The organism is Flavobacterium sp. 102, from assembly GCF_003634615.1.
In the GTDB taxonomy this organism is placed as follows: domain Bacteria; phylum Bacteroidota; class Bacteroidia; order Flavobacteriales; family Flavobacteriaceae; genus Flavobacterium.
This window is the reverse complement of the sequence record NZ_RBKX01000001.1, coordinates 2,929,292-2,951,524: the sequence shown is the minus strand read 5'-3', so window position 1 is coordinate 2,951,524 and position 22,233 is coordinate 2,929,292. Positions and strand designations below refer to the sequence as shown.

Genomic DNA, 22,233 nt, shown 5'->3' with positions numbered 1-22,233 from the left:
AAATTTAAAAGCATGAAAAATTTAATTTTAACCATCGGATTATTTACAACATTATTAACTAATAATGTATCGTTTTCACAAGAAAAAAGAACACCTGCTTCTTTAGGTAGAGCAGAATATATTGAAGTAGAAAAAGGCGTAAAACTTCACGTAACCGACCTTGGCGAAGGCCAGCCCATCGTTTTAATTCATGGTTGGCCATTAAGTGACGCCATGTATGAGTATCAGTACCAATATTTAAGTCGTAAAGGCTTCAGGGTTATTGGGATTACCTTGAGAGGTTTTGGAAAATCAGACAAGCCTTATGGGCGTTATGATTTTGATGTTTTCTCGGACGACATTAAAGTAGTTTTGGAAAAACTGAAAATTCAAAATGCCGTGATGGGTGGTTTTTCAATGGGTGGTGCAGTTGTGATTCATTATGTAACAAAATATGACTCGGCACATGTTAGTAAACTGGCATTATTTGGTGCAGCTGCACCTTCTTGGAAAAAAAGAGCCGGCGCTCCTCATGGCATTTCAGAGGCAGATGCAAGTGGATTAATCACACAAACCATGACCGCAAGACAAGATTTAATTGCCGGATTTGGCAGTGCTTTTCCTGCGAAAGAAGGTACTATTTCTAAAAATGTAGAAAAATGGTTGGAAAGTATCAACTTAGAAGCTTCTCCCTATGCTATCACGGAATCGATAAAAGCCTTATTGGACCTTGATTTACGTCCGGAACTATCAAAAATTAAAATTCCGGTGGCCATATTCCACGGTACTCAAGACAAATTATGTCCATTTGCATTTGCAGAAGAACTCCATAAAGGAATTAAAAACTCTTTCATCATTCAATTTGAAAATAGCGGACACGCCTTATTTGTGGAAGAAATGGAGAAATTCAATACAGAGTTAGAGAAATTTGCCAAACAATAATTTAGGTAGCTTAATGCTAAGAAACGAAAACACACGAAGAAAAAAATCAACTTCATGTGTTTTCGTTTTATTAAAGGTGGTATTCTAAATAGTCAATACTTAACTTTCATTACTTCATAATCTTAATAAGCCAAGATAATTAATTTTCAACTCTATTTCATAATAAGAGTTCTCAACCGTTCTTCATTTTCATCACCCCAATTGCCCAAAGCTGAAATCACTGGAATTAAAGTTGCTCCAAAATCGGTTAATGAATATTCAACTTTAGGAGGAACAACAGGATAAATGATTTTTGTAACTAATTCATGTTCTTCCAATTCTTTCAACTGAATATTTAATACGCGTCGAGATGCATCAGGAATTTTACGTTGAAGTTCACTTGGGCGTTTATGACCTTCATTTATAAACCACAGCAAACGAATTTTCCATTTGCCATAAAGCACTTCGCCAATCAAGTCAAGACCACAATTTAAGTTCAAAGGAATTTTTCTTTCTTTCATAAAACAAATTTAGTTCAATGTACCAAATTGAGCAATAGGGGAGAAATTTATCCCTATGTGAATCGTATTTCCGTAATTGACTGATATTCATATATAACTGAATTTTGTACAAAAAAGTAAACAATGAAACACGATTTTAATTTTAACAACGAATTATCCGGAAAAATTGCTTTGGTAACCGGAGGCACAAAAGGTTCAGGAAAAGCCATTGCAGAAAGACTTTTAGCGGCAGGTGCAACAGTAATCATCACAGCAAGAAACTTTCCGGACGAACCCAATGAAAAACTGCATTTTATTGCGGCTGATTTGACTATTCCATTAGGTACAAAAAAAGTAGTTAAGGAAGTACTTACCAAATTTGACACATTAGACATTTTAGTAAACAATTTGGGTGGTTCTGAAGCAAAAGGAGGTGGGTTTTCCGTTTTGAATGACGAAGATTGGCTGCAGACTCTTCAAAGTAATTTGCTGGCACCTGTTCGTTTAGACCGTGGTTTTCTGCCACAAATGATAGCACAAAAAAGAGGTGTGATTATTCACATCGCTTCCATTCAGGGCAAATTACCTTTATATGATTCCACATTGCCATATGCTGCAGCAAAAGCAGGTTTAATTAATTACAGTAAGGGTTTATCGAACGAGGTTGCTTCCAAAGGCATTCGTGTATTGACGGTTTCACCGGGTTGGATAAATACTAAAGCCTCAAAAGCAATGATGGAGCGAATTGCTGAAAGTTCAAACACAACCATTGAACAGGCAACTCAAAGTGTTATGGATGCTTTGGGCGGAATTCCAATAGGCCGTCCGGCAGAACCGGAAGAAATTGCAGAATTTGTCGGTTTTTTAGTTTCGCCAAGGGCTAACTACTTATCCGGAACCGAGTTTGTAATAGACGGTGGAACAATACCAACAGTTTAATAATCAACATAATTTTAATGAATATGAAAAATTTACCTAAAGTAATTGTCGACCTTGTAAAAGCACAAGATAATTTTGACAGTATGGCTTATGCCAATTGTTTTTCTGAAATGGCTGTTGTATTTGATGAAGGAAATACACACAAAGGCAGAAAAGAAATCGAAAGATGGATTGATAAAGCCAATAAAGGATATCAAGTCGTAATGAAACCTCTTGAATATTCCGAAATTAAGAAGACTTTGAAAGCACAAATTTCAGGAACCTTTCCGGGAAGTCCACTTGTGTTGACGTATCAATTTGAATTTAAAGACCAACATATTCAATCGCTGAAGATTATCTGATAAATAATTACAATTAATACTCAAAATTTATAACATTAAGAGCTGATGTTTATTCATCAGCTCTTAATGTTATTGGATTGAATCAGGTCTGTAATGAAATTAAATAAAAGCTGTATAAAAATTAGCTTATCATTTTTATATCAAAAGTATGTTTAATAAGCCACATATTCTGTAATCTCCAATCCATACCCAATCATCCCGACACGCTTGGTTTGGGTAGTATTAGAGATTAATCGAATCTTTGCGATATCAATATCGTGCAATATTTGTGCACCGATACCAAAGTCTTTGATGTCCATTTTGATTTGTGGGGCTTTTAAAATGCCTTCGGCTTGTAATTGTTTTAATTCGGTTAGCCTATTTAATAGGTCTGAAGAGTCTTTTTCTTGGTTAATGAACAATACCGCTCCTTTGTTTTCTTGGATGATTCTGTTGAATACATCGTCTAGTTTTTTATCCGGACAATCGGTTAAGCTATTCAGGATATCGTTATTGGCTTGGGTCGAAATTATACGTGTTAAGATAGGTTCTCCGGCATTCCAACTGCCTTTGGTCAAAGCCAAGTGTACTTGTTTGTTTGTCGTTTGCTGATAAGCTCTCATGCGGAACGAACCAAAACGGGTTTCTATGTCAAAGTCTTCTTTCTTTACAATCAGACTATCGTGTTGCATTCTGTAGGCTACCAAATCTTCTATAGAAACCAATTTCAAGTCAAATTTCTTAGCTACTTCTACCAATTCCGGTAAACGCGCCATGCTGCCGTCTTCATTCATAATCTCCACAATCACACCAGCAGGTTTGAAGCCGGCAAGTCTTGCAAAGTCGATAGCCGCTTCAGTATGGCCAGTTCTTCTCAAAACACCTCCTTGCTTAGCGGTTAAAGGAAAAATGTGTCCCGGACGTGCTAAATCATGGGGTTTGGTCTCTTCATTCACTAAAGCCAATATAGTTTTAGCCCTATCGGCTGCGGAAATTCCCGTGGTAACACCATGACCTTTTAAATCGACCGAAACCGTAAAGGCAGTTTCCATGTGGTCGGTGTTGTTTTTCACCATCGAGTGAAGTTCCAATTCGTTGCAACGACGTTCGGTTAGTGGGGCGCAAATTAATCCGCGTCCGTGAGTGGCCATGAAGTTGATCATCTCCGGAGTTACTTTTTCGGCTGCTGCCAAAAAATCGCCTTCATTTTCACGGTCTTCATCATCAACAACGATAATTATTTTGCCTTGGCGAATGTCTTCAATGGCTTCTTCTATAGTGTTGAGTTGGATTTTTGTTGTAGTGGTTGTGTCCATTAGACAGTAGTGTTAGATTCTGAAATAAGTTGGTTGACTAAAAGCCTATTGTAACCATAGAACAGGAAGTAAAAAGGAAACCCTGCCAATAGGAGTACAAAAAGTGGAATGTCAATGTTTTTATCGGCACGAATACCTAAAGTAGTTAAAGCTTGTTGTGATTTATATACACTAAAGAATAGCGAAACAGCGATTACCGCCGCCATAATTATCATGGTTAAAGTATCGGGTTTGCCCCAAAAGAAAACAGCAATCAAAAGAATATTACTCACTAAAGCAATCAAACTAAACAAGTGGTATTGTTTGGTTATTAATTCGATAGTGCGATTATCAGTAGGTCGTACTTTTTCTTCAATTATAGTCTGCGGCATGCTATCTTCCGGTAAAGTATTCAAATACTGCTGTACTTCTTCAGCATCAATAGCCAAATCAGGGGTTAAGGTTGAGGCTACCGGTACCGGCTGAGTTTTATCAGGAAAGATACGGTTGAAGAAATTGGTCAACCAATCAAAGTTCATACTAAAGCCTTTGTCATCGGTCGCTCTTTTGGTTAACAAAATAGCAAAAGGCGTCAAGACAAAAGACGACATCCAACAACCTAAGAAAGGAGAGATTTCATCTTGTTGTGCTACTTTTTTGCCAAAGGTATTAATGAAGTGGAAGATGATAAAAATAAGTATGGCAAATACAATTGGCAATCCTAAACCACCTTTGCGAATAATCGCTCCGAGTGGTGCGCCGATAAAGAACATTAGCAAACATGCATAGGCAATCACAAACTTGTCATACAACGCAATCCAGTGTTGGTTGATGTTTTTCTGTTTGTCCTGCATTTCATATTTTGAAGTTTCCAACGAAAAGTTGATGCCATCCACATTGCTGCTGGCGACTTTCAGAATTTGGCTTTTATCACTTTTGGAATAGGTTCTTAACAGATCAGTGTTATTAAGCGTTGGCGCAACGGAATCCCTATTAATGTCAACCGCAGTCATATTCGCCCGCTGGTTGATGTTTTCGGTATAAGAGATAATGTCTTTTTTATAATTTTTTTGAAGAGAGTCGAGTGTGTATTTCAATTCTCCAACGTTCAACATGGTATTGGTGTTGGTGATTTTCTCTTCTTCTAAACTGGAACTGTTCAATTTAGATAAATCGATATTGATTACATAGCGCTGAAATTCACTTTTGGCAAAAGGCAGTTTATTGCGTTCTTCAAACTTCTTTGGGACGATGTCTTCGTAATAGTTACCATCTTTGAGAATCAACTTCAAGGTGTTCGAATCTTCGCTACTGACCAATTCGCCTTTTTTGGCTTTGATCACAGTATTACTTGCCGAACCCAAAGTCGATTTTTTGTGAATGGTTACGCCGCTAAGGTATTTGCCGTTTTCTCCCGATTTCTTTTCGACTTTAATGTTATAGCTCCCAACTTCACTAAACTGTCCTTCGGCTATAGCCATAGCGGGCTTAACCTGAGCAATGTTTCTTCGGAAGTTAATGAACTTATATTCGGCAAAAGGAATGACGTTATTGGCAAAGAAAAACGCAACGATACTCAACAGCAGGATAAAAACCGTTAGACTTCGCATCGCCCGTTGCAGAGAGATTCCGGATGATTTCATTGCGGCAAACTCATAGTTCTCGGCCAAGCTACCAAAAGTCATGATAGAAGCCAATAATACTGAAAGCGGTAAAACTAAAGGAATGATACTTGGCATTTTGAAAAGTAAGAACTTAAGAATCATAAAGATGTCTAAGTCTTTTCCGGCCAATTCGGAAATGAAGAGCCAAACTACTTGCAATACGAATATAAAAAACAAGATTACAAATACCGTAGTAAATGTAATCAGGAAAGATTTTAATAAGTACCTGTCAAGTATTTTCACCCGAGCTTAATCTATTTTGTTGATATAGTAATTTGGATATTTACTCGGCACAAAGGTAAACTGATTTTTTGATAAAGGTTGGTTGGTTTTAAAAGAATTAACAGTAAGGGTGGTTTTAGTTCCGTTTTTGCCCATTTCAATCACATTGTAGATGTTTTTGGTTTGGGAATCGATACCTAATAGCACTTCTTTGCGTTGGTCTTTAGGGTTGATAGGTACCAATTTGATATACTGAATTTTACGTCCTTTTACGTCTTGAAGAATGTCCCAATAATACTTATAACCGCTATTGAAAAAGGTAAGCATTTTAGAAGGCGTAATAGCATTTTCGTCTTTGTCATTTACGCTCGAAATCGTTACTTCTTCGTCTTCTGGAACGATGGTGTAGCTTTTTTTGCCATCATATATTTTGGTTACACCTAAGAAATTTAAAACATATTTGTTGCCTTCCAACACCAGATTGCCTTTGCTTTCTTTGTTGATGTTCTCTTTACTGTTGTAGAGTGTGTATTTAAAATCGATGGAGATATTCTTATAGGTTTTTACCTTAGCGGTAACTTGGTCGAGCAAGTCTTTGGCTTTTTTATCTTGTGCATTAGTAGTAAAACTAATGAGTAGTAGTAATGCAATAGATAGTAGTTTGTTCATTTTAATGATTGTTTTGTTCATTGCTAAAAAATTGGTCTAACGAAGTCAAGTCGGGAATGTTGACACTACGCGCTTTACTTCCTTCAAATGGCCCTACGATTCCCGCGGCTTCGAGCTGATCTATCAGTCTTCCGGCACGGTTGTAGCCTAGTTTCAATTTTCTTTGCAATAATGATGCCGAACCTTGTTGGGCAGTTACGATTATTTCGGCAGCTTCTCTAAACATGCTGTCTCTTTCGGAGATGTCAAACTCTAAATTCACGCTACTACCATCTTCACCCACATACTCCGGTAACAAGTAAGCACTGGCATAAGCTTTTTGAGAACCTATGTAATCTACAATCTTTTCTACTTCAGGCGTATCTACAAAAGCACATTGCACACGCACCAAATCATTTCCGTTAGAGAACAATAAATCACCACGACCTATCAATTGGTCAGCACCGCCTGAATCTAAAATAGTTCTGGAATCAATTTTAGAAGTTACTCTAAACGCAATACGCGCCGGGAAGTTGGCTTTAATCATACCGGTAATTACATTCACCGAAGGTCTTTGCGTAGCGATGATTAAGTGAATTCCAATCGCACGGGCTAATTGGGCCAAACGCGCAATAGGGGTTTCTACTTCTTTACCGGCGGTCATAATCAAATCGGCAAACTCATCGACCACCAAAACGATATAAGGCAAGAAACGGTGACCGTTCTCCGGATTCAATTTTCGGCCTTTGAACTTTTCGTTGTATTCTTTAATGTTACGCACCATGGCGTCTTTCAGTAACGAATAACGATTGTCCATTTCCAAACAAAGCGAATTCAGTGTATTGATTACTTTGTTGTTATCGGTGATAATCGCGTCCTCGGTATCGGGTAATTTGGCCAAATAATGGCGTTCTATCTTATTAAATAAGGTAAGCTCTACTTTCTTTGGGTCGACCAAAACAAACTTTACTTCCGCAGGATGTTTTTTGTATAATAAAGAAGTCAGTACCGCATTCAATCCAACCGATTTTCCTTGTCCGGTTGCTCCGGCCATCAAAAGGTGCGGCATTTTAGCTAAATCGACCACAAAGGTTTCATTCGAAATGGTTTTTCCTAAAGCGATAGGCAATTCCATTTCCGCTTCTTGGAACTTAGCCGAAGAGATTACACTCTTCATCGGTACCATAGTCGGATTCTTATTCGGTACTTCAATCCCGATGGTTCCTTTCCCCGGAATAGGCGCGATGATACGAATTCCTAAGGCAGAAAGCGATAACGCAATATCGTCTTCCAAACTTTTTATTTTTGAAATACGGATTCCGGCTTCGGGTACGATTTCATAAAGTGTTACCGATGGTCCAACCGTCGCTTTGATTTGGGCAATATCGATTTTATAGTTGCGAAGCGTTTCTACAATTCGGTTTTTATTTTCTTCTAATTCTTCCTGATTGATGGTAATGCCTACGGAAGCGTATTCTTTAAGCAAGTCAATCGTTGGGAATTTATAGTTGGACAATTCTAAGGTTGGGTCAAACAAACCAAAATCGGCTACTAATTTTGCAGCCAAATTTTCTTCCATTACATCTTCATCCGCTGCTTTTTCAATGGTAAAAGCTTCGTCATTGGTTTCTATGATTTGCTTTACAGGCTCTACATAAACCGGTTCTACCGGAGTAGGCGTAACCGCCATTTTAATGGTTGGTTCCAAATTGATTTCAGAAGCATTTTCAATGGTTGGTTTCAACGCTTCTTTATTGATTTCAAATTGAGAAGGTTTGAGCGTTGGCTCTTCGATTGGCTCTTCTTCCGTGTCATTTACGGCAAATTCTTCTAAGTTGTAATCGACACCTTTGTCATTGGAACCTACAATACTGCTTAAATCTTCTTTGATGTCTTTGTGTTTCTTTTCGAAGAAAGACTTAATCGCATCCGGAGATATTTTTATTTTAAAGATGAGATAAATAATGATGGAGAAAACCAACACCAATCCGGTTCCGGTCTTTCCGATATAATCCTGAAGGAATAAATTCATTTCAAAACCAATCGTTCCGCCTAATTCCGGTAAAGTATAGGCAAAGAAACCAAATAGGATGGACAATACCACTAGGGCAAACAAATCCCAAAACCAAGTATTTTTTAGCTTTTTAACCGGTAAATCCAATACCAGGAAAGCACCGCTCAAAAAGAATAGCTTTACGAATAGGAAGGAAGCGATACCAAAACCACGGTAGATAAATAAATCGGCTAAGTAAGCGCCGAATTTACCCAACCAGTTTTTCACCGGTTCGTTTCGATCTGTTATAGCATTAACAGCACTTTGGTCGGCTTGACCATGTAAAAAGAAAGAAATGAAGGAAACCAAAAAGGCGATAGAGAGTAAGACCAATACAAAACCAAACAGCATTCTGTATTGCTTTTTAGTCTTGAGTATTTTAAGTTCCAGATTTGGATCTTTCTCTTTTGCTTTAGTCTCTTTTTTTACTGTTTTTGCCATTAGTTAAGTATAACGCTATAAAAATAGAAATTTAATCGACTATTTATAAAAATTTTGGAACATAAATGAGCAAACCTATCGCTATTGCAGCTAAGGCAGCAAACATTACGGCACCGGCGGCAATATCTTTGATAAAACCAATTCGGTCATGAAACTCAGGATGCACAAAGTCGGCTATTTTCTCCACGGCTGTATTCAAACTTTCAATGCCTAACACTAACCCAAAAGCCAATATTTGCATCATCCATTCATAACGGTCAATCTCAAAATAAAATCCGGCTATAATCATAATGATGGCCAGAGTAAATTGCACCATCACACTGTGTTCCGTAGTGATAAGTTTGAGGGCACCTTTGACCGCATAACCAACGCTTTTTAATCTTCCGGTGATGAAGGAATTGTCTTTTTCGAATGCCATAATCTTATTTATAGCGCTGCTAAAGCGGATTCGTAGTTAGGTTCGTTGGCAATTTCGGCAACCAATTCGGTATGGGTTACTGTTCCGTTTTCGTCAATTACAATTACAGCTCTTGCGTGTAAGCCTGAGAAAGCGCCATCAACGATTTCCAAACCATATGCTTTACCAAAGTTTCCGGTGTTGAAATCAGAAAGGTTGATTACGTTGTCTAAACCTTCCGCACCGCAAAAACGTTTTTGGGCAAAAGGCAAATCGCGAGAAATGCACAATACTTTGGTGTTTGCTAAAGTACTCGCTTTGGCATTAAACGTTCGTACTGAAGTAGCGCAAGTATTGGTGTCAATGCTTGGGAATATGTTTAAAACAACTTTGCTTCCGGCAAAATCGGCTAGCGTAGTGATGCTTAAATCTTGTGTTACTAATTGAAATTCAGGGGCTTTTGAACCTGTTGTTGGTAATTCGCCATTGGTGTTTATTGGATTTCCACCCAAAGTAATTGTTGCCATTTATTTGCGTTTTTTTGAATGCCAAAAGTAGTGAAAATATTTAGGATTCAGGATTTGCGAATTATGATTTGTTAAATTCTTCAGGAAATGTTTGGTTCTTATTATTGTTTTATCGTAATATTGCAATATAATAATTTAAATAAACCATGGGCGCATCAAAAACAGAATCTTTTTCTATTGAACAAAACGAAATGGCCACCTTATTCAAAGCTTTGTCGCATCCGGCGCGAATAGCCATTGTGGATTATTTATTAACGGTAGATAGTTGTATTTGTGGCGATATTGTCAACGAATTGCCATTGGCACAGCCAACCATTTCCCAGCATCTAAAAGAATTAAAAAACGCCAATATCATCAAAGGCACTATCGAAGGAACCGCCATTTGCTATTGCATTAACCCGGATACTATTGATAAAATTGAAAACCATTTTGGTGTGATTCGCCACAAATTAAAAAATAAATGTTGTTGAATAGGATGGAAAAGGGAAAAGGGAAGAGGGAATAGGGAAGAGGGAATAGGGAAGAGGGAATAGGGAAGAGGGAATAGGGAATAGGGAAAAGGGAAAAGGGAAAAGGGAAAAGGGAAAAGATTTTCTTTCTAAAAATCTAACAATCTAATAAGTCTAATAATCTAATAAGTCTAACAATCTAATAAGTCTAATAAGTCTAAAAATCTAATAAGTCTAACAATCTAATTATGAAACTCTCAGAAATTAAAAACGAACTAAAAAGCTTGTCAACTATAGCTTTCCAATTGCCAAACGGCGAGTTGGTTCCCAGTCATTTCCACGTAACTGAAGTGGGCAAAGTGACCAAACATTTTATCGATTGCGGTGGCGTAATTCGAAAGGAAGAAGTGGTGAATTTCCAACTTTGGGAAGCCAATGATTATGACCACAGATTGCATCCGGAGAAGTTGGTTCACATTATTGAATTGTCAGAAGCAAAACTTCAAATCCCCGATTTAGAAATCGAAGTGGAGTACCAAATGAAAGACACTATCGGTAAATTCAGTTTAGATTTTGACGGGACTAATTTCCAATTAAGATCCAAAATGACCGATTGTTTGGCGAAAGACCATTGTGGCATTCCACCGGAAAAATTAAAAGTCAAAATAGGCGAGTGGAAACCAAAAGAAGCTTCATGTTGTACACCTGATTCGGGTTGTTGTTAGTTAGAATAATATTACGAAAAATCTAATAAAAGTCTTAGCGAACTCTGCGTAAACCTTTGCATTCTTTGCGGTTAAATTTAATCATATGTTTGAAAATTTATCAAAAACGATCAAAACCATCACTGAAATTCCGGTTCCAAATGAAAGAAAGGATGTTTTAAATCCCTTAGTGGATTACATTCAGACTAAAGTCAATAGCCAAATGGAAATTCGTTTAAATTTCATTTGCACACACAATTCCCGCAGAAGTCATTTGTCCCAAATTTGGGCTCAAATGATGGCGTTTCATTTCGGAATTCAAAATGTATTTTGCTATTCGGGCGGAACCGAAGCTACGGCTATGTTTCCTAAAGTGGTTGAAACTTTGACTAATGAAGGATTTGAAATTCAAAAATTGAGTCAGGAACAAAATCCGGTATACGCCGTCAAATTCGATGTAAATCAGCATCCGATAGTTTGTTTTTCCAAAACGTATTTTGATGAATTCAATCCGAAAACCCATTTTGGCGCTATCATGACGTGCAATAATGCCGACGAAGGTTGTCCGATGGTTTTTGGTGCAGAAGCCCGATTCCCTATAAAATATGATGATCCAAAAGCCTTTGACGGAACGGATTTGATGGATGAAAAATATACGGAACGCAGTTTGCAAATTGCGAGTGAGATGTATTATGTGTTTTCTCAAATAAATTAATATTTTGATTATGTCAACAACTGCAACCTTACTTCAATTGTGGATGGAGTCCAGAACCCGATTTACCAATCAATTGGCAACTTTAACCGAATTGGATTTGGTTAAAAAATTACCTCCGGCAAAGAATAGTGTTGGTTTTTTAATTAGACATATTGGAGAGGTTGAATTGCTTTTTGCTAAAAATGTTTTTGGCTCTGAAGAGGCAAAAGTGGTTGCCAAAACAGTGATTGAAAAGAAAGACACCGGTGAATGGACAGATCTGGATGCACTCAACGCCTTTGTTGATTATTCTTTTGAAACTTTGAAGAAAATAGTGGAACAACAAAAGGAAGAAGATTGGGAAGTGAAAATTGAGACCAAGGAGTTTGGGATAAAAACTAAAGCAGAAGCTTTTGGGAGAATTGTTTCACACACCGCATACCACGCCGGACAAATGGCCATTACAATTAAATATGGCAGTAGTCAATAAATGATAAATGTACTGTAGATAAGAAATTTTACTATGAAAAAAAGACTTACTTTTTTAGATCGATTTTTAACATTGTGGATTTTTTTAGCAATGTTAGTCGGCGTTGGAATTGGCTATTTTATTCCAAATTCAGCTGATTTTATCAACTCGTTTTCTTCGGGAACAACCAATGTTCCTTTGGCGATTGGGTTGATCTTGATGATGTATCCGCCGTTAACCAAAATCGATTTTTCGAAAGTGCCGCAAATGTTCAAGCAGCCTAAATTGCTTACGGCTTCCTTTTTTATCACTTGGCTAGTCGGGCCGTTCTTGATGTTTTTATTGGCGACTTTTTTCTTGAAAGATTATCCCGAATACATGACCGGACTAATCATCATAGGGATTGCGCCTTGTATTGCGATGGTGATTGTTTGGAACGAATTGGCCGAAGGCAATCGCGAATTAACCGCAGGCTTGATTGGGATTAACAGTTTGCTGCAAGTTTGTTTTTTTAGTTTGTATGCTTATTTTTACTTGGAAATCATGTTGCCTTTGTTTGGGATTAAAGGACTGGAACTAAATATCACCATAGCCGAAATAGCCAAAACGGTTGGGATTTACCTTGGTATTCCTTTTGCTTTAGCGGTTATCAGTCGGTATGCGATTAAGAAATTTATAGGCGACAAATGGTTTAACCAAAAATTCATTCCCTTCGTTTCACCGATTACTTTGATTGCGTTATTATTCACCATTGTCATTATGTTCAGTTTGAAAGGCGAAATGATAGTCGATTTGCCGATGGATGTGGTTCGAATCGCTTTTCCGTTAGTAATCTTTTTTACCGTTATGTTCTTTTTGATGTTTTTTGTGTCGAAAAAGATTGGTGCCAATTACCGTGATGCGACAGCTTTATCGTTTACCGCTTCGGGAAATAATTTCGAGTTGGCGATTGCGGTTTCTATAGGTGTTTTCGGTATCAATAGTGGACAAGCTTTTGCAGGCGTAATTGGTCCGTTGGTGGAAGTACCGGCATTAATCATTTTGGTCAATGTGGCCTTTTGGCTTAGAAAAAAATATTTCACCACAACCGTTTAAATTTATGGAAAGAAAAGAACATTGGGAGAATGTGTTTTCCACTAAAACCGAAATGGAAGTGAGTTGGTACCAAAAGTATCCTAAAACTTCCGTTGATTTTATCACAGCTTTGCATTTGCCTTTGGAAGCTAGAATCATCGATATTGGTGGTGGCGACAGTTATTTGATGGATGCTTTGCTGGATTTAGGTTTTACCAATTTGACTTTGCTTGATATTTCGGCAAAAGCCGTTGAAAGAATCAAAAGTAGGTTAGGTGATAGAGCTTCAAAAGTCACTTTTATCGTTTCAGATATTTTGGATTTTATGCCTAAGGAACAATATGATATTTGGCATGACCGTGCTTGCTTTCACTTTTTGACTAAAGCCAATGAAGTAGAAAAATATTCTAAGATTGCTAGTCAGGCTGTAGCCAATGACGGAAAGCTTTTTATGGGTACTTTCTCTGATGCTGGTCCGAAAAAATGCAGTGGTTTGGAGATTTCCCAATACAATATGGAAAGTTTACGTTTCGTCTTTGAAAGAGATTTTGAATTAAGCGGATGCTTTACCGAAGCGCATCAAACGCCTTTTGATACAATCCAAGACTTCCTTTTTTGCGGATTTAAAAGAAAATAATGTATGAAAAATATACTAGTTTTATGTACAGGCAACAGTTGTCGAAGCCAAATGGCGCATGGTTATTTGGCGCATTTCACCGATTCGGATAAAGTAACCGTGTATTCAGCCGGAGTGGAAACGCATGGTGTAAATGCTTTGGCAGTAGCTATTATGAAAGAAGACGGTGTTGATATTTCGAAACACACTTCTAATCATGTGGAGGAATATTTCGAAATTCCTTTTGATTATGTGATTACCGTTTGTGACAATGCCAAAGAACGTTGTCCGTTTTTTCCAACGCAAGCGGTAAAGTTGCACTATAATTTTCCCGATCCGTCGAAAGTGAAAGGTTCTACGATGGAAGTTATTGAAGAATTTAGAAGGGTAAGAGAAATGATTAAAGACTATTGTAAAGACTTTGTTGCAACCCATAATCTATAAATGAAAACGTCCCGAAATCATCGGGACGTTTTTTATGGTCTAATAATCTAACGATCTAAAAATCTGATTACACGTGTAATGCTCTGTTATCCGTAGCGGCTAAAGCAGCTTCTTTTATAGCTTCTGCAAAAGTTGGATGCGCATGTGACATACGTGAAATATCTTCGGCACTGGCTCTGAATTCCATGGCGGTTACGGCTTCAGCAATCAAATCGGCACAACGGGCACCAATCATGTGGATTCCTAAAACTTCGTCAGTTTTAGCGTCTGCCAAAATTTTAACAAAACCATCGTTGTCTGCACTGGCACGAGCTCTTCCTAACGCTTTGAAAGGGAAACTTCCGGCTTTGTAAGCCACTCCGGCTTCTTTTAATTGCTCTTCGGTTTTACCAACAGCTGCTACTTCAGGCCAAGTGTAAACTACACCCGGAATTAAGTTGTAATCGATGTGTGGTTTTTGTCCCGCCATAATTTCAGCCACCAAAGTACCTTCTTCTTCGGCTTTGTGAGCCAACATGGCACCACGAACTACATCACCAATCGCATAGATATTTGGAACATTCGTTTGTAAATGGTCATTGACTTCAATCATACCTCTTTCCGTTACTTTTACACCGGCTTTATCAGCATTTAATCCGTCAGTATAAGGACGACGACCAACGGCTACTAAGCAATAATCGCCTTCAAAAGTTACCGTATTTCCTTTAGCATCATCGGCTTGAACGGTTACGTTTTTACCTTTTCGGGTTACCTCTTTCACTTTGTGAGAAGTATAGAATTTCATGCCTTGTTTTTTCAAGACTTTGGTCAATTCTTTAGACAAACCGGCATCCATACCTGGAATGATTCGGTCTAAATATTCTACCACAGAAACTTGTGCGCCTAATCTTAAATAGACTTGTCCTAATTCGATGCCAATAACGCCGCCACCAATGATGATTAAGTGTTTCGGTACTTCAGGCAATTTCAAGGCTTCGGTAGAAGTGATGATTCTTTCTTTGTCGATTTTGATGAATGGCAACGAAGACGGTTTTGAACCGGTTGCGATTACGATATTTTTTCCTTCGATTATTTCAGTTGAACCGTCGGCTTTGGTTACTTTAACGTGAGTGGCATCTTCAAAAGAACCTAATCCTTCGAAAACGGTGATTTTGTTTTTGTCCATTAAGAACTTCACGCCGCCGGAAGTTTGGTCAACCACTGCTTGTTTGCGGGCAATCATTTTTTCTAAATTGACTTTTACTTCGCCCGAAACCTCGATGCCGTGATCCGCAAAGTGTTGCAATTCTTGGTAATGATGAGAAGAAGCTAAAAGTGCTTTAGACGGAATACAACCTACATTTAAGCAAGTTCCTCCTAAAGTAGCATATTTTTCAATGATGGCGGTTTTGAAACCTAATTGGGCACAACGAATAGCTGAAACATATCCGCCCGGACCTGAACCTATGATGACAACGTCAAATGAACTCATAATACTATAAAAATTAGTGTGTTTTGTTTACTGTGGCACAAAATTACGAATTAAATCTCAATGCCCATATCAATGACAATGGCAAATTTGCAATCAATTTTTATAGTGTAAAAGCCGTAGTGTTTTTGACCTCGCCGATCATAAAAGTGCTGTGTGTACTGCCGATGTGTTGCAGTGTAGTCAATTTGGTTACCATAAACTCTCGGTATTCTTCCATGTCTTTGACACAAACTTTTAAAATGTAATCATAATCGCCACTCACGTGAAAACACTCTAAAACTTCATCGAGCTTTATAACTTGATGTTCAAAAGTAGTTAGGAATTCTTTCGAATGTTGGATGAGTTTGATATGGCAAAACACGACAAAACCTTTGTGGATTTTATTGCGATTGAGTAAAGCGACATATTTATCGATGATACCTTCGCGTTCCAATTTCTTGATGCGTTCGTAAACTGCTGTCACGGAAAGATTGAGTTTTACTGATAACTCTTTGGTGGTTTTTTTGGTGTCTTGTTGGAGTAGGGCGAGGAGTTTTTTGTCGATGGTATCCATGTCGCAGGTTCTAAGTTGTAGGTTTTTAAATAGTTTTAAAAACTGATAAAGTGTGTTTCTTGATGTAAAGTTAAAAATATTTTCTATAAATTTCTACAAATTTAGTTTTAAAATCTATATTAATCTATTTGTGTTGTTTTTTTAACTGTAATATATCAATTTTGAATCGTAATAAACCAAATCCAACTTATGACACACAACTTAGAACCTACAACCACTATTGATTTTCATCCTGCAGATAAAATTCAGGATTTACAATACTTCGGAGAATTCGGAGGTGTAAATCCTTCAATATCTGACAGTTCTACTTATACCTTTCTTTCGGCCAAAACCATGTTTGATACTTTTGAAGGCAATGCCGAAGGCTGTTATTTATACTCGCGTCATTCTTCGCCCATGAATTTGTATTTAGGGCAAGCTTTGGCCGCGATGGAAGGTACGGAAAGTGCCAACGTTGCTGCCTCAGGAATGGGTGCGATTACGCCTGTTTTGCTCCAGTTGTGTGCTGCCGGAGATGAAATCGTCTCCAGCCGCACCATCTATGGCGGAACTTATGCTTTTATGAAAAACATGTTGCCAAAATGGAACATCAAAACTCGTTTTGTTGACATCACCAAATTAGATTTGGTTGCCGCAGCAATCACGCCAAATACTAAAGTGCTGTATTGCGAAACGGTTAGCAATCCTTTATTGGAAGTAGCTGATATTGAAGCTTTGGCGATTATTGCCAAAGAACATAATATTAAATTAGTTGTTGACAATACTTTTTCACCATTGTCTGTTGCGCCGGCAAAATTAGGGGCTGATGTGGTGATTCACAGCTTGACGAAGTTTATCAATGGAAGTAGTGATACTGTTGGTGGTGTAGTTTGTGCTTCACAGGATTTTATCAATGATTTGAAGAATGTGAACGATGGTGCTAGTATGCTTTTAGGACCAACCATGGACAGTTTAAGAGCGTCGAGTATTTTGAAAAATATGCGTACACTTCATATTCGCATGAAACAGCATAGTCATAATGCCATGTATTTAGCCCAAAAATTTGAGGCAGCCGGACTGAAAGTAGTTTATCCCGGATTGCCCAGTCATCCGAGTCACGAATTGTATACCGGCATGATTAATCCGGAATATGGTTTTGGCGGCATGATGACAATCGATGTTGGAACTTTAGACAAAGCCAATGAATTGATGGAATTAATGCAACACCGTAACTTGGGTTACTTAGCCGTAAGTTTAGGCTTTTATAAAACATTGTTTAGTGCACCGGGAACATCAACTTCGAGTGAAATTCCTTTGGAAGAGCAACATGAAATGGGTTTGACCGACGGATTAATTCGTTTTTCCATCGGATTGGATAATGACATTGAGCGCACGTATCAAATGATGAAACAGTGCATGAATGAATTGAATATTATTTAAGTTGTTATAATTTGATTTTTAAAAGTCCGTTGGAATGCCATATCCAGCGGACTTTTATTTTAAAATTAAATTTTCCCAAGGTATTCCACCAAGGAAATATTGAGGATGTGGTTCCAGCCCATTTCAAAGTTTTCTCTTTTGAATGCCGGTTCGTTAACATCAAAAGGAACCGTAAAGACGTGGCTGAAATGCAATTCGGTAGTATTTTCATCTATGGGATGTAATTCCCAAGTAACCACAGAAGTTCCGGACGAACCTACATATTCCCAGCTGTGAACCAGTTTTTTATGGGGGATAATTTCGAGCATTACTCCACGATGTTGCCATTCTTTGCAATCATTATCTGTTCCGTACCAGTCAAATTGTTGGCCTACTTTTAGTTGCCAATCTTCGGTAAATTCAAAGTACCATTGTTTTAAATGTTCTCTTTCGGTAATTACTTTCCAAAGTGTTGTTGCCGATGCCTTATAAACTTTTTTGAGCGTAAGGCTGTTGTCTGTTTTTTCCATTTGTCTTTAGTTTATAGATTCTTTAAATAAGCTTCCATTTTTTCTATGTTTTGCTGTAAGCCTTCTGAAATATTGTATAGATTCATAATCCTTATTAATTCTTCTTTAGACTCAAATAGCATTTGCCAATGAAGATAGGTTTGATTGCCTCTTTCTTCGAATAGAATAGTGGCTATAAATTCATGACCAGAGATATGATGGTAAACAATTTTTTTCTGTTATTCGACTTCGGTAAAAATGCTTTCATTGTCGTAATCGGTTCCGTCAGGTCCGTGCATTACTAAGTTCCATAAGCCGTTGGAAATAACTTCCATTTTGGTGATGGTATTGGTAAAACCATTTGGTCCCCACCAATTTTTTATGTGGTCAGGATTGGTCCAGACTTCCCAAACCAAGGCTATTGGAGCGTTTAGCAAACGAGAAACAGTAATTTCTCTGTCTGCGGTGTTAGCTGATGTTGTCATTGTTATTGTCTTTTTGAAGTTGGTCTAAATAGGTTTCTAAAGCATCGAGTTTGGTTTCCCAGAACTGTTTGTATTGTTCTATCCAAACTGAAACTTCATTGAGTTTTTCAAGTTTGGCTTCGCAATAGCGTTCCCGACCTTTGTCGGTAATTTCGATTAGGCCACATTCATTTAGAATTTTAATGTGTTTGGATATTGCCGGTCGACTGATGTCAAAATTTTCGGCAACTGCATTGAGCGTTAAAGTTTGTGCAGCTAAAAGGCTAAGAATGGCTCTGCGAGTTGGATCGGCAATGGCCTGAAAAACATCTCTTCTCATTAATTAATAATTTAATAGGTAACTAATCGGTTACAAATATATGTGTAACTGTTCAGTTACGCAAATAAAAATTATTTTTTTTAGTTCATAAACCATTAATTTCCAATTTGTAATCAAATACTGGTGATTATTTTATAAATTTATATGCTATAAACTATTATTGTCGTGGTAAAAAAATACTTTTTTATGTTTTGTGTTATATGGGGATTAAGTACACAAGCACAGATAATCAATATTCCTGATGCCAATTTTAAAAACGCCTTATTGAATACTTTGTGTGTTGATAACAATTCTTTTTATGGTGGTGATGTTGATGCGGATGTCAACAATGATGGAGAAATTCAGGTTAGCGAAGCTTTTTTGGTCACTAAATTGATCTTAAATAATAGTAACATTTCCTCAGTGATGGGTATTGAATATTTTACCAATTTAGTTTCTTTGGAAGTTGGTAATAATCCTCTGGTAACTTTAAATTTGCAAATACCTTCCTTAAAAAAATTGACTTGCCACAATGCCCAGTTGACTGAACTTATGGTTGATGGATTGCCAAATTTAGAGGAAATTTATTGTGGAGATAATTGGATAACTTATCTCGATTTAAGTGCTACTAATGTTTTTCAATTAAATGTCAGTAACAATCCTAATTTGGTTTGGGTTAATATTCGAAACGGTGTTTTGAATGGATGTGTTATTTTATTGATGCCCGGTGTTGATTACACTTGTGCTGATTACTTGAATTGTCCGGCTTTGCGTTTTGTTTGTTTGGATGATGAGGAAGCAAGCAGTCAATCTTTTTATTCCAATTTTCCTCAAGACGAAGTTCAATTTGTTACCGATTGCAGTCTAGCAGTGAAGGACAATGTGATTAATAAACTATTCACCCTTTATCCCAATCCCACAAACGGAGTATTAAATATTGATATAATTAATGGAGAAACCGTAAACCAAATTAGTATTTATAATGCTTTAGGACAAAAAATATTGAACAGAACTAACACTGACGCTATTGATGTAAGTTCCTTAGCTCAGGGAACCTATTTAATTACAGTAGAAACGAATAATGGAAATAAAACTCAGCAGTTTGTAAAGTTATAAGTTCTGATAGGCTTCCAATTTTTCCTTGATATTATACAAAGGCGTTGCAATTGCATTCACATATTGGAAATTCCCGTCTCGTTTGTTGTCAATCGATAATTGTATTGGACAGGCTTCACTTTGAATGGCATTGACCTTAAACTCATTTTGCTTTGTGTCATAAACGAAATAAGGTGCGCCCGAAGAACCAAATCGGAAATAGCCTTTAATCAAATAGCGTAATCCTTCCAAAATATAATTGCCGCCAATGCGTTCTTGAAAAATGGCAAAATGCTCCGTAAAACCGTCAATTTGGGCTTTGTTGAGTAATTTGCCGACTTCACTTGTAGGTGAGCTCTGCAAACAATAATAGTGTTCTTGTTCATCACTTAAAATGGAGTAATCGATTGTGGCACTTGGCATGGCATCAATGACTTCCTGTGGTGTATTGATGATTTTGTACAAAGCAATATCGTCACTGTAAAAAGCTTCTACGAGTTCTACTTCAACTAAAAAAGTATGGCGATTGATTGCAGGTTCTGCAAAATAAGTGGCTGCCGTAAAATGTTTTGAAAGTGTAGCATTATTATAAAATTGATCGTTTTTAAACTGAATTATTAAATGTGCTTTGCAAATCTTTTTCTCCAGAAAAGTAACCCAACGTGTATCAAAATTGATTTGCTTTAAAGCATCAATGGTGAATTGAAAATCACTTGGGTTGTTGCTGTTCCAATATCTTTTTTGGGTTGTAGAATCTAATGGATAGCAATTTAAAAATAATTGTTTTTGAGCTTCATTTAGATAGGGCAGAATGTCGTTGTTGAAAATACTTTCTTCAATTGATTTAAAAATTTTCGCCTCCGGTTTTAAGTTGTGTGCTACCGATAAAATATAACCGTTACCAATGTGAAATGCACAAATGTTATTTTCAAAATGTCTTTTGTTAGCTATATTGATGTTTTGTGTAAACATAATGCGAAATAAAGGAGAAGTTTGTTCGTTAGTGAGTTCGAGTTGTTTTTGAAGTCTTTCTTTATTTGTCATTGAAAATTTTTTTGTTGGTGTTTATCAAATATACCAAAGATATTCTAACGGATATTATAAGTGTAGTGTCTTTTAGCTCATTGCTCTAACTTATTAACAAGAAATTCGTTAATAAAAAAAAGAGGTTTAGTATTTTTTGAAAGTTTAACAGTTTATTTTTGAGCTAAATAGAGGTGTTGTTATCGGCTTTTATTTTCCCCAAATTTTTATTGAATTAGCTCTGATTAAGAAACAGGGTTCATTATTTTTTTTGTCTAACTCAACAATAAATTAAATGAGTTTAAAGAAATCATTGTTTGTGGCTGTGCTTATTAGTGCGGTTAGTCTCGGAGCTTTTGAGTTTATTGGCGTTAGCAACTTATAGTTTTGTCAATTTTACTTGGGTTTTCTTTAGGGTCAGAAAGTTTGAAACGGCCTAAAACATGATTGAATGGATGTTGTTTATGAATGGAGATGGTGCGAAAATATTATATGGTTTTTTCGATTATAAAAGTATTTACGTTGATTTTATTGACCTTTATTTGCCCTTGTATGATGAGTACTTCATTAGAAATGGTGTCTTAAACGAAATCTCCTTTAGTTCTGGAAGTGGTTTGGGCTGTTATGTTTTTCCTAATAGCCATTGCTCAGGGAAATGGTAAACAGTTTATTTATTTCGAGTTTTAATTGCGTTTTTTTTTGGATGGGAGAGTCGCTTTTTAGCGGCTTTTTCTTTTTTATGTGGTTGTGATTTTAGAGAAATGATGTCAGTTATAAAAGAAATGACTTCACTTAGGTTGGAAATGACTTTAGTTATGGAGGAAACGACTTTAGTTAAGGCGGAAATGATGTTACTTATGGAGGAAACGGTGTTACTTATGGCGGAAACGACTTTAGTTAAGGCGGAAACGGTGTTACTTATGGAGGAAACGATGTTACTTATGGAGGAAACGGTGTTACTTATAAAGGAAACGTTTTTACTTATAGAGGAATTGACAATGTTTAGAGTAGATTGGTAGTAACTTGTTTTAGCAGAATGGCGAGG

26 protein-coding genes and 1 pseudogene are annotated in these 22,233 nt (G+C 37.0%); 14 read left to right on the top strand and 13 right to left on the bottom strand.

The genetic code is table 11. The features are described 5' to 3' along the window. The first annotated feature begins 12 nt into the window (after positions 1–12). Positions 13–921, top strand: coding sequence for an alpha/beta fold hydrolase (locus tag C8C84_RS12985; protein WP_121314055.1), 909 nt, complete (start codon positions 13–15; stop codon positions 919–921). Between the two features lie 152 nt (positions 922–1,073). Here C8C84_RS12985 and C8C84_RS12980 read toward each other — a convergent pair whose 3' ends face one another. Further along, on the bottom strand, positions 1,074–1,421 hold the full coding sequence (locus C8C84_RS12980; protein WP_121314054.1) for a helix-turn-helix domain-containing protein: 348 nt from the start codon (positions 1,419–1,421) through the stop codon (positions 1,074–1,076). 123 nt (positions 1,422–1,544) lie between these two features. Here C8C84_RS12980 and C8C84_RS12975 point away from each other — a divergent pair, with 123 nt between their 5' ends. Continuing rightward, positions 1,545–2,339 (top strand): SDR family oxidoreductase, encoded by a 795-nt coding sequence (locus C8C84_RS12975; RefSeq protein WP_121314053.1) that lies wholly within the window; start codon positions 1,545–1,547, stop codon positions 2,337–2,339. A gap of 23 nt (positions 2,340–2,362) precedes the next feature. Continuing rightward, positions 2,363–2,680, top strand: a complete 318-nt coding sequence (locus tag C8C84_RS12970) for a nuclear transport factor 2 family protein (RefSeq protein ID WP_199717168.1) — start codon at positions 2,363–2,365, stop codon at positions 2,678–2,680. A gap of 152 nt (positions 2,681–2,832) precedes the next feature. Here C8C84_RS12970 and ribB read toward each other — a convergent pair whose 3' ends face one another. The 6 genes and pseudogenes from ribB to tpx form a co-directional block, all read right to left on the bottom strand. Beyond that, positions 2,833–3,975, bottom strand: coding sequence for a 3,4-dihydroxy-2-butanone-4-phosphate synthase (gene ribB / locus C8C84_RS12965; RefSeq protein ID WP_121314051.1), 1,143 nt, complete (start codon positions 3,973–3,975; stop codon positions 2,833–2,835). A gap of 476 nt (positions 3,976–4,451) precedes the next feature. After that, positions 4,452–5,861, bottom strand: a pseudogene (locus C8C84_RS12960) (LptF/LptG family permease); the annotation flags it as partial. Between the two features lie 6 nt (positions 5,862–5,867). Continuing rightward, the gene (locus C8C84_RS12955) at positions 5,868–6,509 is read right to left on the bottom strand and encodes an outer membrane lipoprotein carrier protein LolA (RefSeq protein WP_233549798.1); all 642 of its coding nucleotides are present in this window, start codon (positions 6,507–6,509) and stop codon (positions 5,868–5,870) included. Between the two features lies 1 nt (position 6,510). Further along, positions 6,511–8,892, bottom strand: a complete 2,382-nt coding sequence (locus C8C84_RS12950) for a DNA translocase FtsK (protein WP_370453656.1) — start codon at positions 8,890–8,892, stop codon at positions 6,511–6,513. A 133-nt stretch (positions 8,893–9,025) separates the two neighbouring features. Next, entirely contained in the window at positions 9,026–9,400 is a 375-nt protein-coding gene (locus C8C84_RS12945) for a diacylglycerol kinase family protein (protein WP_121314047.1), read from the bottom strand. A gap of 8 nt (positions 9,401–9,408) precedes the next feature. After that, complete coding sequence (tpx, locus tag C8C84_RS12940) at positions 9,409–9,906, bottom strand: thiol peroxidase (RefSeq protein ID WP_121314046.1); 498 nt, start codon at positions 9,904–9,906, stop codon at positions 9,409–9,411. 146 nt (positions 9,907–10,052) lie between these two features. Between tpx and C8C84_RS12935 the strand changes: the two genes are divergently transcribed. The 7 genes from C8C84_RS12935 (at position 10,053) to C8C84_RS12905 (ending at position 14,356) form a co-directional block, all read left to right on the top strand. Then, entirely contained in the window at positions 10,053–10,376 is a 324-nt protein-coding gene (locus C8C84_RS12935; RefSeq protein ID WP_121314045.1) for a helix-turn-helix transcriptional regulator, read from the top strand. 227 nt (positions 10,377–10,603) lie between these two features. Then, complete coding sequence (locus C8C84_RS12930; RefSeq protein WP_121314044.1) at positions 10,604–11,080, top strand: DUF6428 family protein; 477 nt, start codon at positions 10,604–10,606, stop codon at positions 11,078–11,080. Between the two features lie 85 nt (positions 11,081–11,165). Continuing rightward, the gene (locus C8C84_RS12925) at positions 11,166–11,774 is read left to right on the top strand and encodes a low molecular weight phosphatase family protein (RefSeq protein WP_121314043.1); all 609 of its coding nucleotides are present in this window, start codon (positions 11,166–11,168) and stop codon (positions 11,772–11,774) included. 10 nt (positions 11,775–11,784) lie between these two features. Continuing rightward, positions 11,785–12,243, top strand: coding sequence for a DinB family protein (locus C8C84_RS12920; RefSeq protein WP_121314042.1), 459 nt, complete (start codon positions 11,785–11,787; stop codon positions 12,241–12,243). Positions 12,244–12,276: 33 nt separating this feature from the next. Then, positions 12,277–13,317 (top strand): ACR3 family arsenite efflux transporter, encoded by a 1,041-nt coding sequence (arsB, locus tag C8C84_RS12915; protein ID WP_121314041.1) that lies wholly within the window; start codon positions 12,277–12,279, stop codon positions 13,315–13,317. Positions 13,318–13,321: 4 nt separating this feature from the next. Continuing rightward, positions 13,322–13,933, top strand: a complete 612-nt coding sequence (locus tag C8C84_RS12910; RefSeq protein WP_121315065.1) for a trans-aconitate 2-methyltransferase — start codon at positions 13,322–13,324, stop codon at positions 13,931–13,933. A 3-nt stretch (positions 13,934–13,936) separates the two neighbouring features. Next, a complete protein-coding gene (locus C8C84_RS12905) occupies positions 13,937–14,356 on the top strand; it encodes an arsenate reductase ArsC (protein WP_121314040.1) in 420 nt (139 codons plus the stop codon). Between the two features lie 67 nt (positions 14,357–14,423). On the opposite strand, the gene lpdA is transcribed toward C8C84_RS12905, so the two are convergent. Next, positions 14,424–15,827 (bottom strand): dihydrolipoyl dehydrogenase, encoded by a 1,404-nt coding sequence (gene lpdA / locus C8C84_RS12900; protein ID WP_121314039.1) that lies wholly within the window; start codon positions 15,825–15,827, stop codon positions 14,424–14,426. 100 nt (positions 15,828–15,927) lie between these two features. Then, complete coding sequence (locus C8C84_RS12895; RefSeq protein WP_121314038.1) at positions 15,928–16,380, bottom strand: Lrp/AsnC family transcriptional regulator; 453 nt, start codon at positions 16,378–16,380, stop codon at positions 15,928–15,930. A gap of 189 nt (positions 16,381–16,569) precedes the next feature. Between C8C84_RS12895 and C8C84_RS12890 the strand changes: the two genes are divergently transcribed. Next, on the top strand, positions 16,570–17,799 hold the full coding sequence (locus tag C8C84_RS12890; protein ID WP_121314037.1) for an aminotransferase class I/II-fold pyridoxal phosphate-dependent enzyme: 1,230 nt from the start codon (positions 16,570–16,572) through the stop codon (positions 17,797–17,799). A 65-nt stretch (positions 17,800–17,864) separates the two neighbouring features. Here the strand turns inward: C8C84_RS12890 and C8C84_RS12885 are convergent, their stop codons facing one another. The 3 genes from C8C84_RS12885 to C8C84_RS12875 form a co-directional block, all read right to left on the bottom strand. After that, positions 17,865–18,308 carry an SRPBCC domain-containing protein gene (locus tag C8C84_RS12885; RefSeq protein ID WP_121314036.1) on the bottom strand — a complete coding sequence of 148 codons (444 nt, stop codon included), beginning with the start codon at positions 18,306–18,308 and terminating at the stop codon, positions 17,865–17,867. A 218-nt stretch (positions 18,309–18,526) separates the two neighbouring features. Then, positions 18,527–18,772 carry an SRPBCC domain-containing protein gene (locus tag C8C84_RS17145; RefSeq protein ID WP_199717166.1) on the bottom strand — a complete coding sequence of 82 codons (246 nt, stop codon included), beginning with the start codon at positions 18,770–18,772 and terminating at the stop codon, positions 18,527–18,529. Beyond that, positions 18,756–19,091 (bottom strand): helix-turn-helix transcriptional regulator, encoded by a 336-nt coding sequence (locus tag C8C84_RS12875; RefSeq protein ID WP_121314035.1) that lies wholly within the window; start codon positions 19,089–19,091, stop codon positions 18,756–18,758. Before C8C84_RS12875 ends, C8C84_RS17145 begins: the two co-directional genes overlap by 17 nt. A gap of 186 nt (positions 19,092–19,277) precedes the next feature. Here C8C84_RS12875 and C8C84_RS12870 point away from each other — a divergent pair, with 186 nt between their 5' ends. Next, positions 19,278–20,186 carry a T9SS type A sorting domain-containing protein gene (locus C8C84_RS12870; RefSeq protein WP_121314034.1) on the top strand — a complete coding sequence of 303 codons (909 nt, stop codon included), beginning with the start codon at positions 19,278–19,280 and terminating at the stop codon, positions 20,184–20,186. Here C8C84_RS12870 and C8C84_RS12865 read toward each other — a convergent pair. Beyond that, complete coding sequence (locus C8C84_RS12865; RefSeq protein WP_121314033.1) at positions 20,181–21,209, bottom strand: hypothetical protein; 1,029 nt, start codon at positions 21,207–21,209, stop codon at positions 20,181–20,183. The genes C8C84_RS12870 and C8C84_RS12865 overlap by 6 nt on opposite strands. Before the next feature lie 422 nt (positions 21,210–21,631). Between C8C84_RS12865 and C8C84_RS12860 the strand changes: the two genes are divergently transcribed. Together C8C84_RS12860 and C8C84_RS12855 are read left to right on the top strand one after the other, a co-directional pair. After that, positions 21,632–21,850 carry a hypothetical protein gene (locus C8C84_RS12860; RefSeq protein ID WP_121314032.1) on the top strand — a complete coding sequence of 73 codons (219 nt, stop codon included), beginning with the start codon at positions 21,632–21,634 and terminating at the stop codon, positions 21,848–21,850. 99 nt (positions 21,851–21,949) lie between these two features. Then, on the top strand, positions 21,950–22,207 hold the full coding sequence (locus C8C84_RS12855) for a hypothetical protein (RefSeq protein ID WP_121314031.1): 258 nt from the start codon (positions 21,950–21,952) through the stop codon (positions 22,205–22,207). The last annotated feature ends 26 nt before the right edge of the window (positions 22,208–22,233 follow it).

Coding starts and splice junctions, on each gene's coding strand:
- C8C84_RS12890 (WP_121314037.1), top strand. CDS start 16,570: ATGACACACAACTTAGAACCTACAACCACTATTGATTTTCATCCTGCA.
- C8C84_RS12980 (WP_121314054.1), bottom strand. CDS start 1,421: ATGAAAGAAAGAAAAATTCCTTTGAACTTAAATTGTGGTCTTGACTTG.
- C8C84_RS12905 (WP_121314040.1), top strand. CDS start 13,937: ATGAAAAATATACTAGTTTTATGTACAGGCAACAGTTGTCGAAGCCAA.
- C8C84_RS17145 (WP_199717166.1), bottom strand. CDS start 18,772: ATGACAACATCAGCTAACACCGCAGACAGAGAAATTACTGTTTCTCGT.
- C8C84_RS12945 (WP_121314047.1), bottom strand. CDS start 9,400: ATGGCATTCGAAAAAGACAATTCCTTCATCACCGGAAGATTAAAAAGC.
- C8C84_RS12950 (WP_370453656.1), bottom strand. CDS start 8,892: ATGCTGTTTGGTTTTGTATTGGTCTTACTCTCTATCGCCTTTTTGGTT.
- C8C84_RS12910 (WP_121315065.1), top strand. CDS start 13,322: ATGGAAAGAAAAGAACATTGGGAGAATGTGTTTTCCACTAAAACCGAA.
- C8C84_RS12885 (WP_121314036.1), bottom strand. CDS start 18,308: ATGGAAAAAACAGACAACAGCCTTACGCTCAAAAAAGTTTATAAGGCA.
- C8C84_RS12855 (WP_121314031.1), top strand. CDS start 21,950: ATGATGTCAGTTATAAAAGAAATGACTTCACTTAGGTTGGAAATGACT.
- C8C84_RS12865 (WP_121314033.1), bottom strand. CDS start 21,209: ATGACAAATAAAGAAAGACTTCAAAAACAACTCGAACTCACTAACGAA.
- C8C84_RS12870 (WP_121314034.1), top strand. CDS start 19,278: ATGTTTTGTGTTATATGGGGATTAAGTACACAAGCACAGATAATCAAT.
- arsB (WP_121314041.1), top strand. CDS start 12,277: ATGAAAAAAAGACTTACTTTTTTAGATCGATTTTTAACATTGTGGATT.
- C8C84_RS12985 (WP_121314055.1), top strand. CDS start 13: ATGAAAAATTTAATTTTAACCATCGGATTATTTACAACATTATTAACT.
- C8C84_RS12930 (WP_121314044.1), top strand. CDS start 10,604: ATGAAACTCTCAGAAATTAAAAACGAACTAAAAAGCTTGTCAACTATA.
- C8C84_RS12955 (WP_233549798.1), bottom strand. CDS start 6,509: ATGAACAAACTACTATCTATTGCATTACTACTACTCATTAGTTTTACT.
- lpdA (WP_121314039.1), bottom strand. CDS start 15,827: ATGAGTTCATTTGACGTTGTCATCATAGGTTCAGGTCCGGGCGGATAT.
- tpx (WP_121314046.1), bottom strand. CDS start 9,906: ATGGCAACAATTACTTTGGGTGGAAATCCAATAAACACCAATGGCGAA.
- C8C84_RS12935 (WP_121314045.1), top strand. CDS start 10,053: ATGGGCGCATCAAAAACAGAATCTTTTTCTATTGAACAAAACGAAATG.
- C8C84_RS12895 (WP_121314038.1), bottom strand. CDS start 16,380: ATGGATACCATCGACAAAAAACTCCTCGCCCTACTCCAACAAGACACC.
- C8C84_RS12860 (WP_121314032.1), top strand. CDS start 21,632: ATGATTGAATGGATGTTGTTTATGAATGGAGATGGTGCGAAAATATTA.
- C8C84_RS12970 (WP_199717168.1), top strand. CDS start 2,363: ATGAAAAATTTACCTAAAGTAATTGTCGACCTTGTAAAAGCACAAGAT.
- C8C84_RS12975 (WP_121314053.1), top strand. CDS start 1,545: ATGAAACACGATTTTAATTTTAACAACGAATTATCCGGAAAAATTGCT.
- C8C84_RS12875 (WP_121314035.1), bottom strand. CDS start 19,091: ATGAGAAGAGATGTTTTTCAGGCCATTGCCGATCCAACTCGCAGAGCC.
- C8C84_RS12925 (WP_121314043.1), top strand. CDS start 11,166: ATGTTTGAAAATTTATCAAAAACGATCAAAACCATCACTGAAATTCCG.
- C8C84_RS12920 (WP_121314042.1), top strand. CDS start 11,785: ATGTCAACAACTGCAACCTTACTTCAATTGTGGATGGAGTCCAGAACC.
- ribB (WP_121314051.1), bottom strand. CDS start 3,975: ATGGACACAACCACTACAACAAAAATCCAACTCAACACTATAGAAGAA.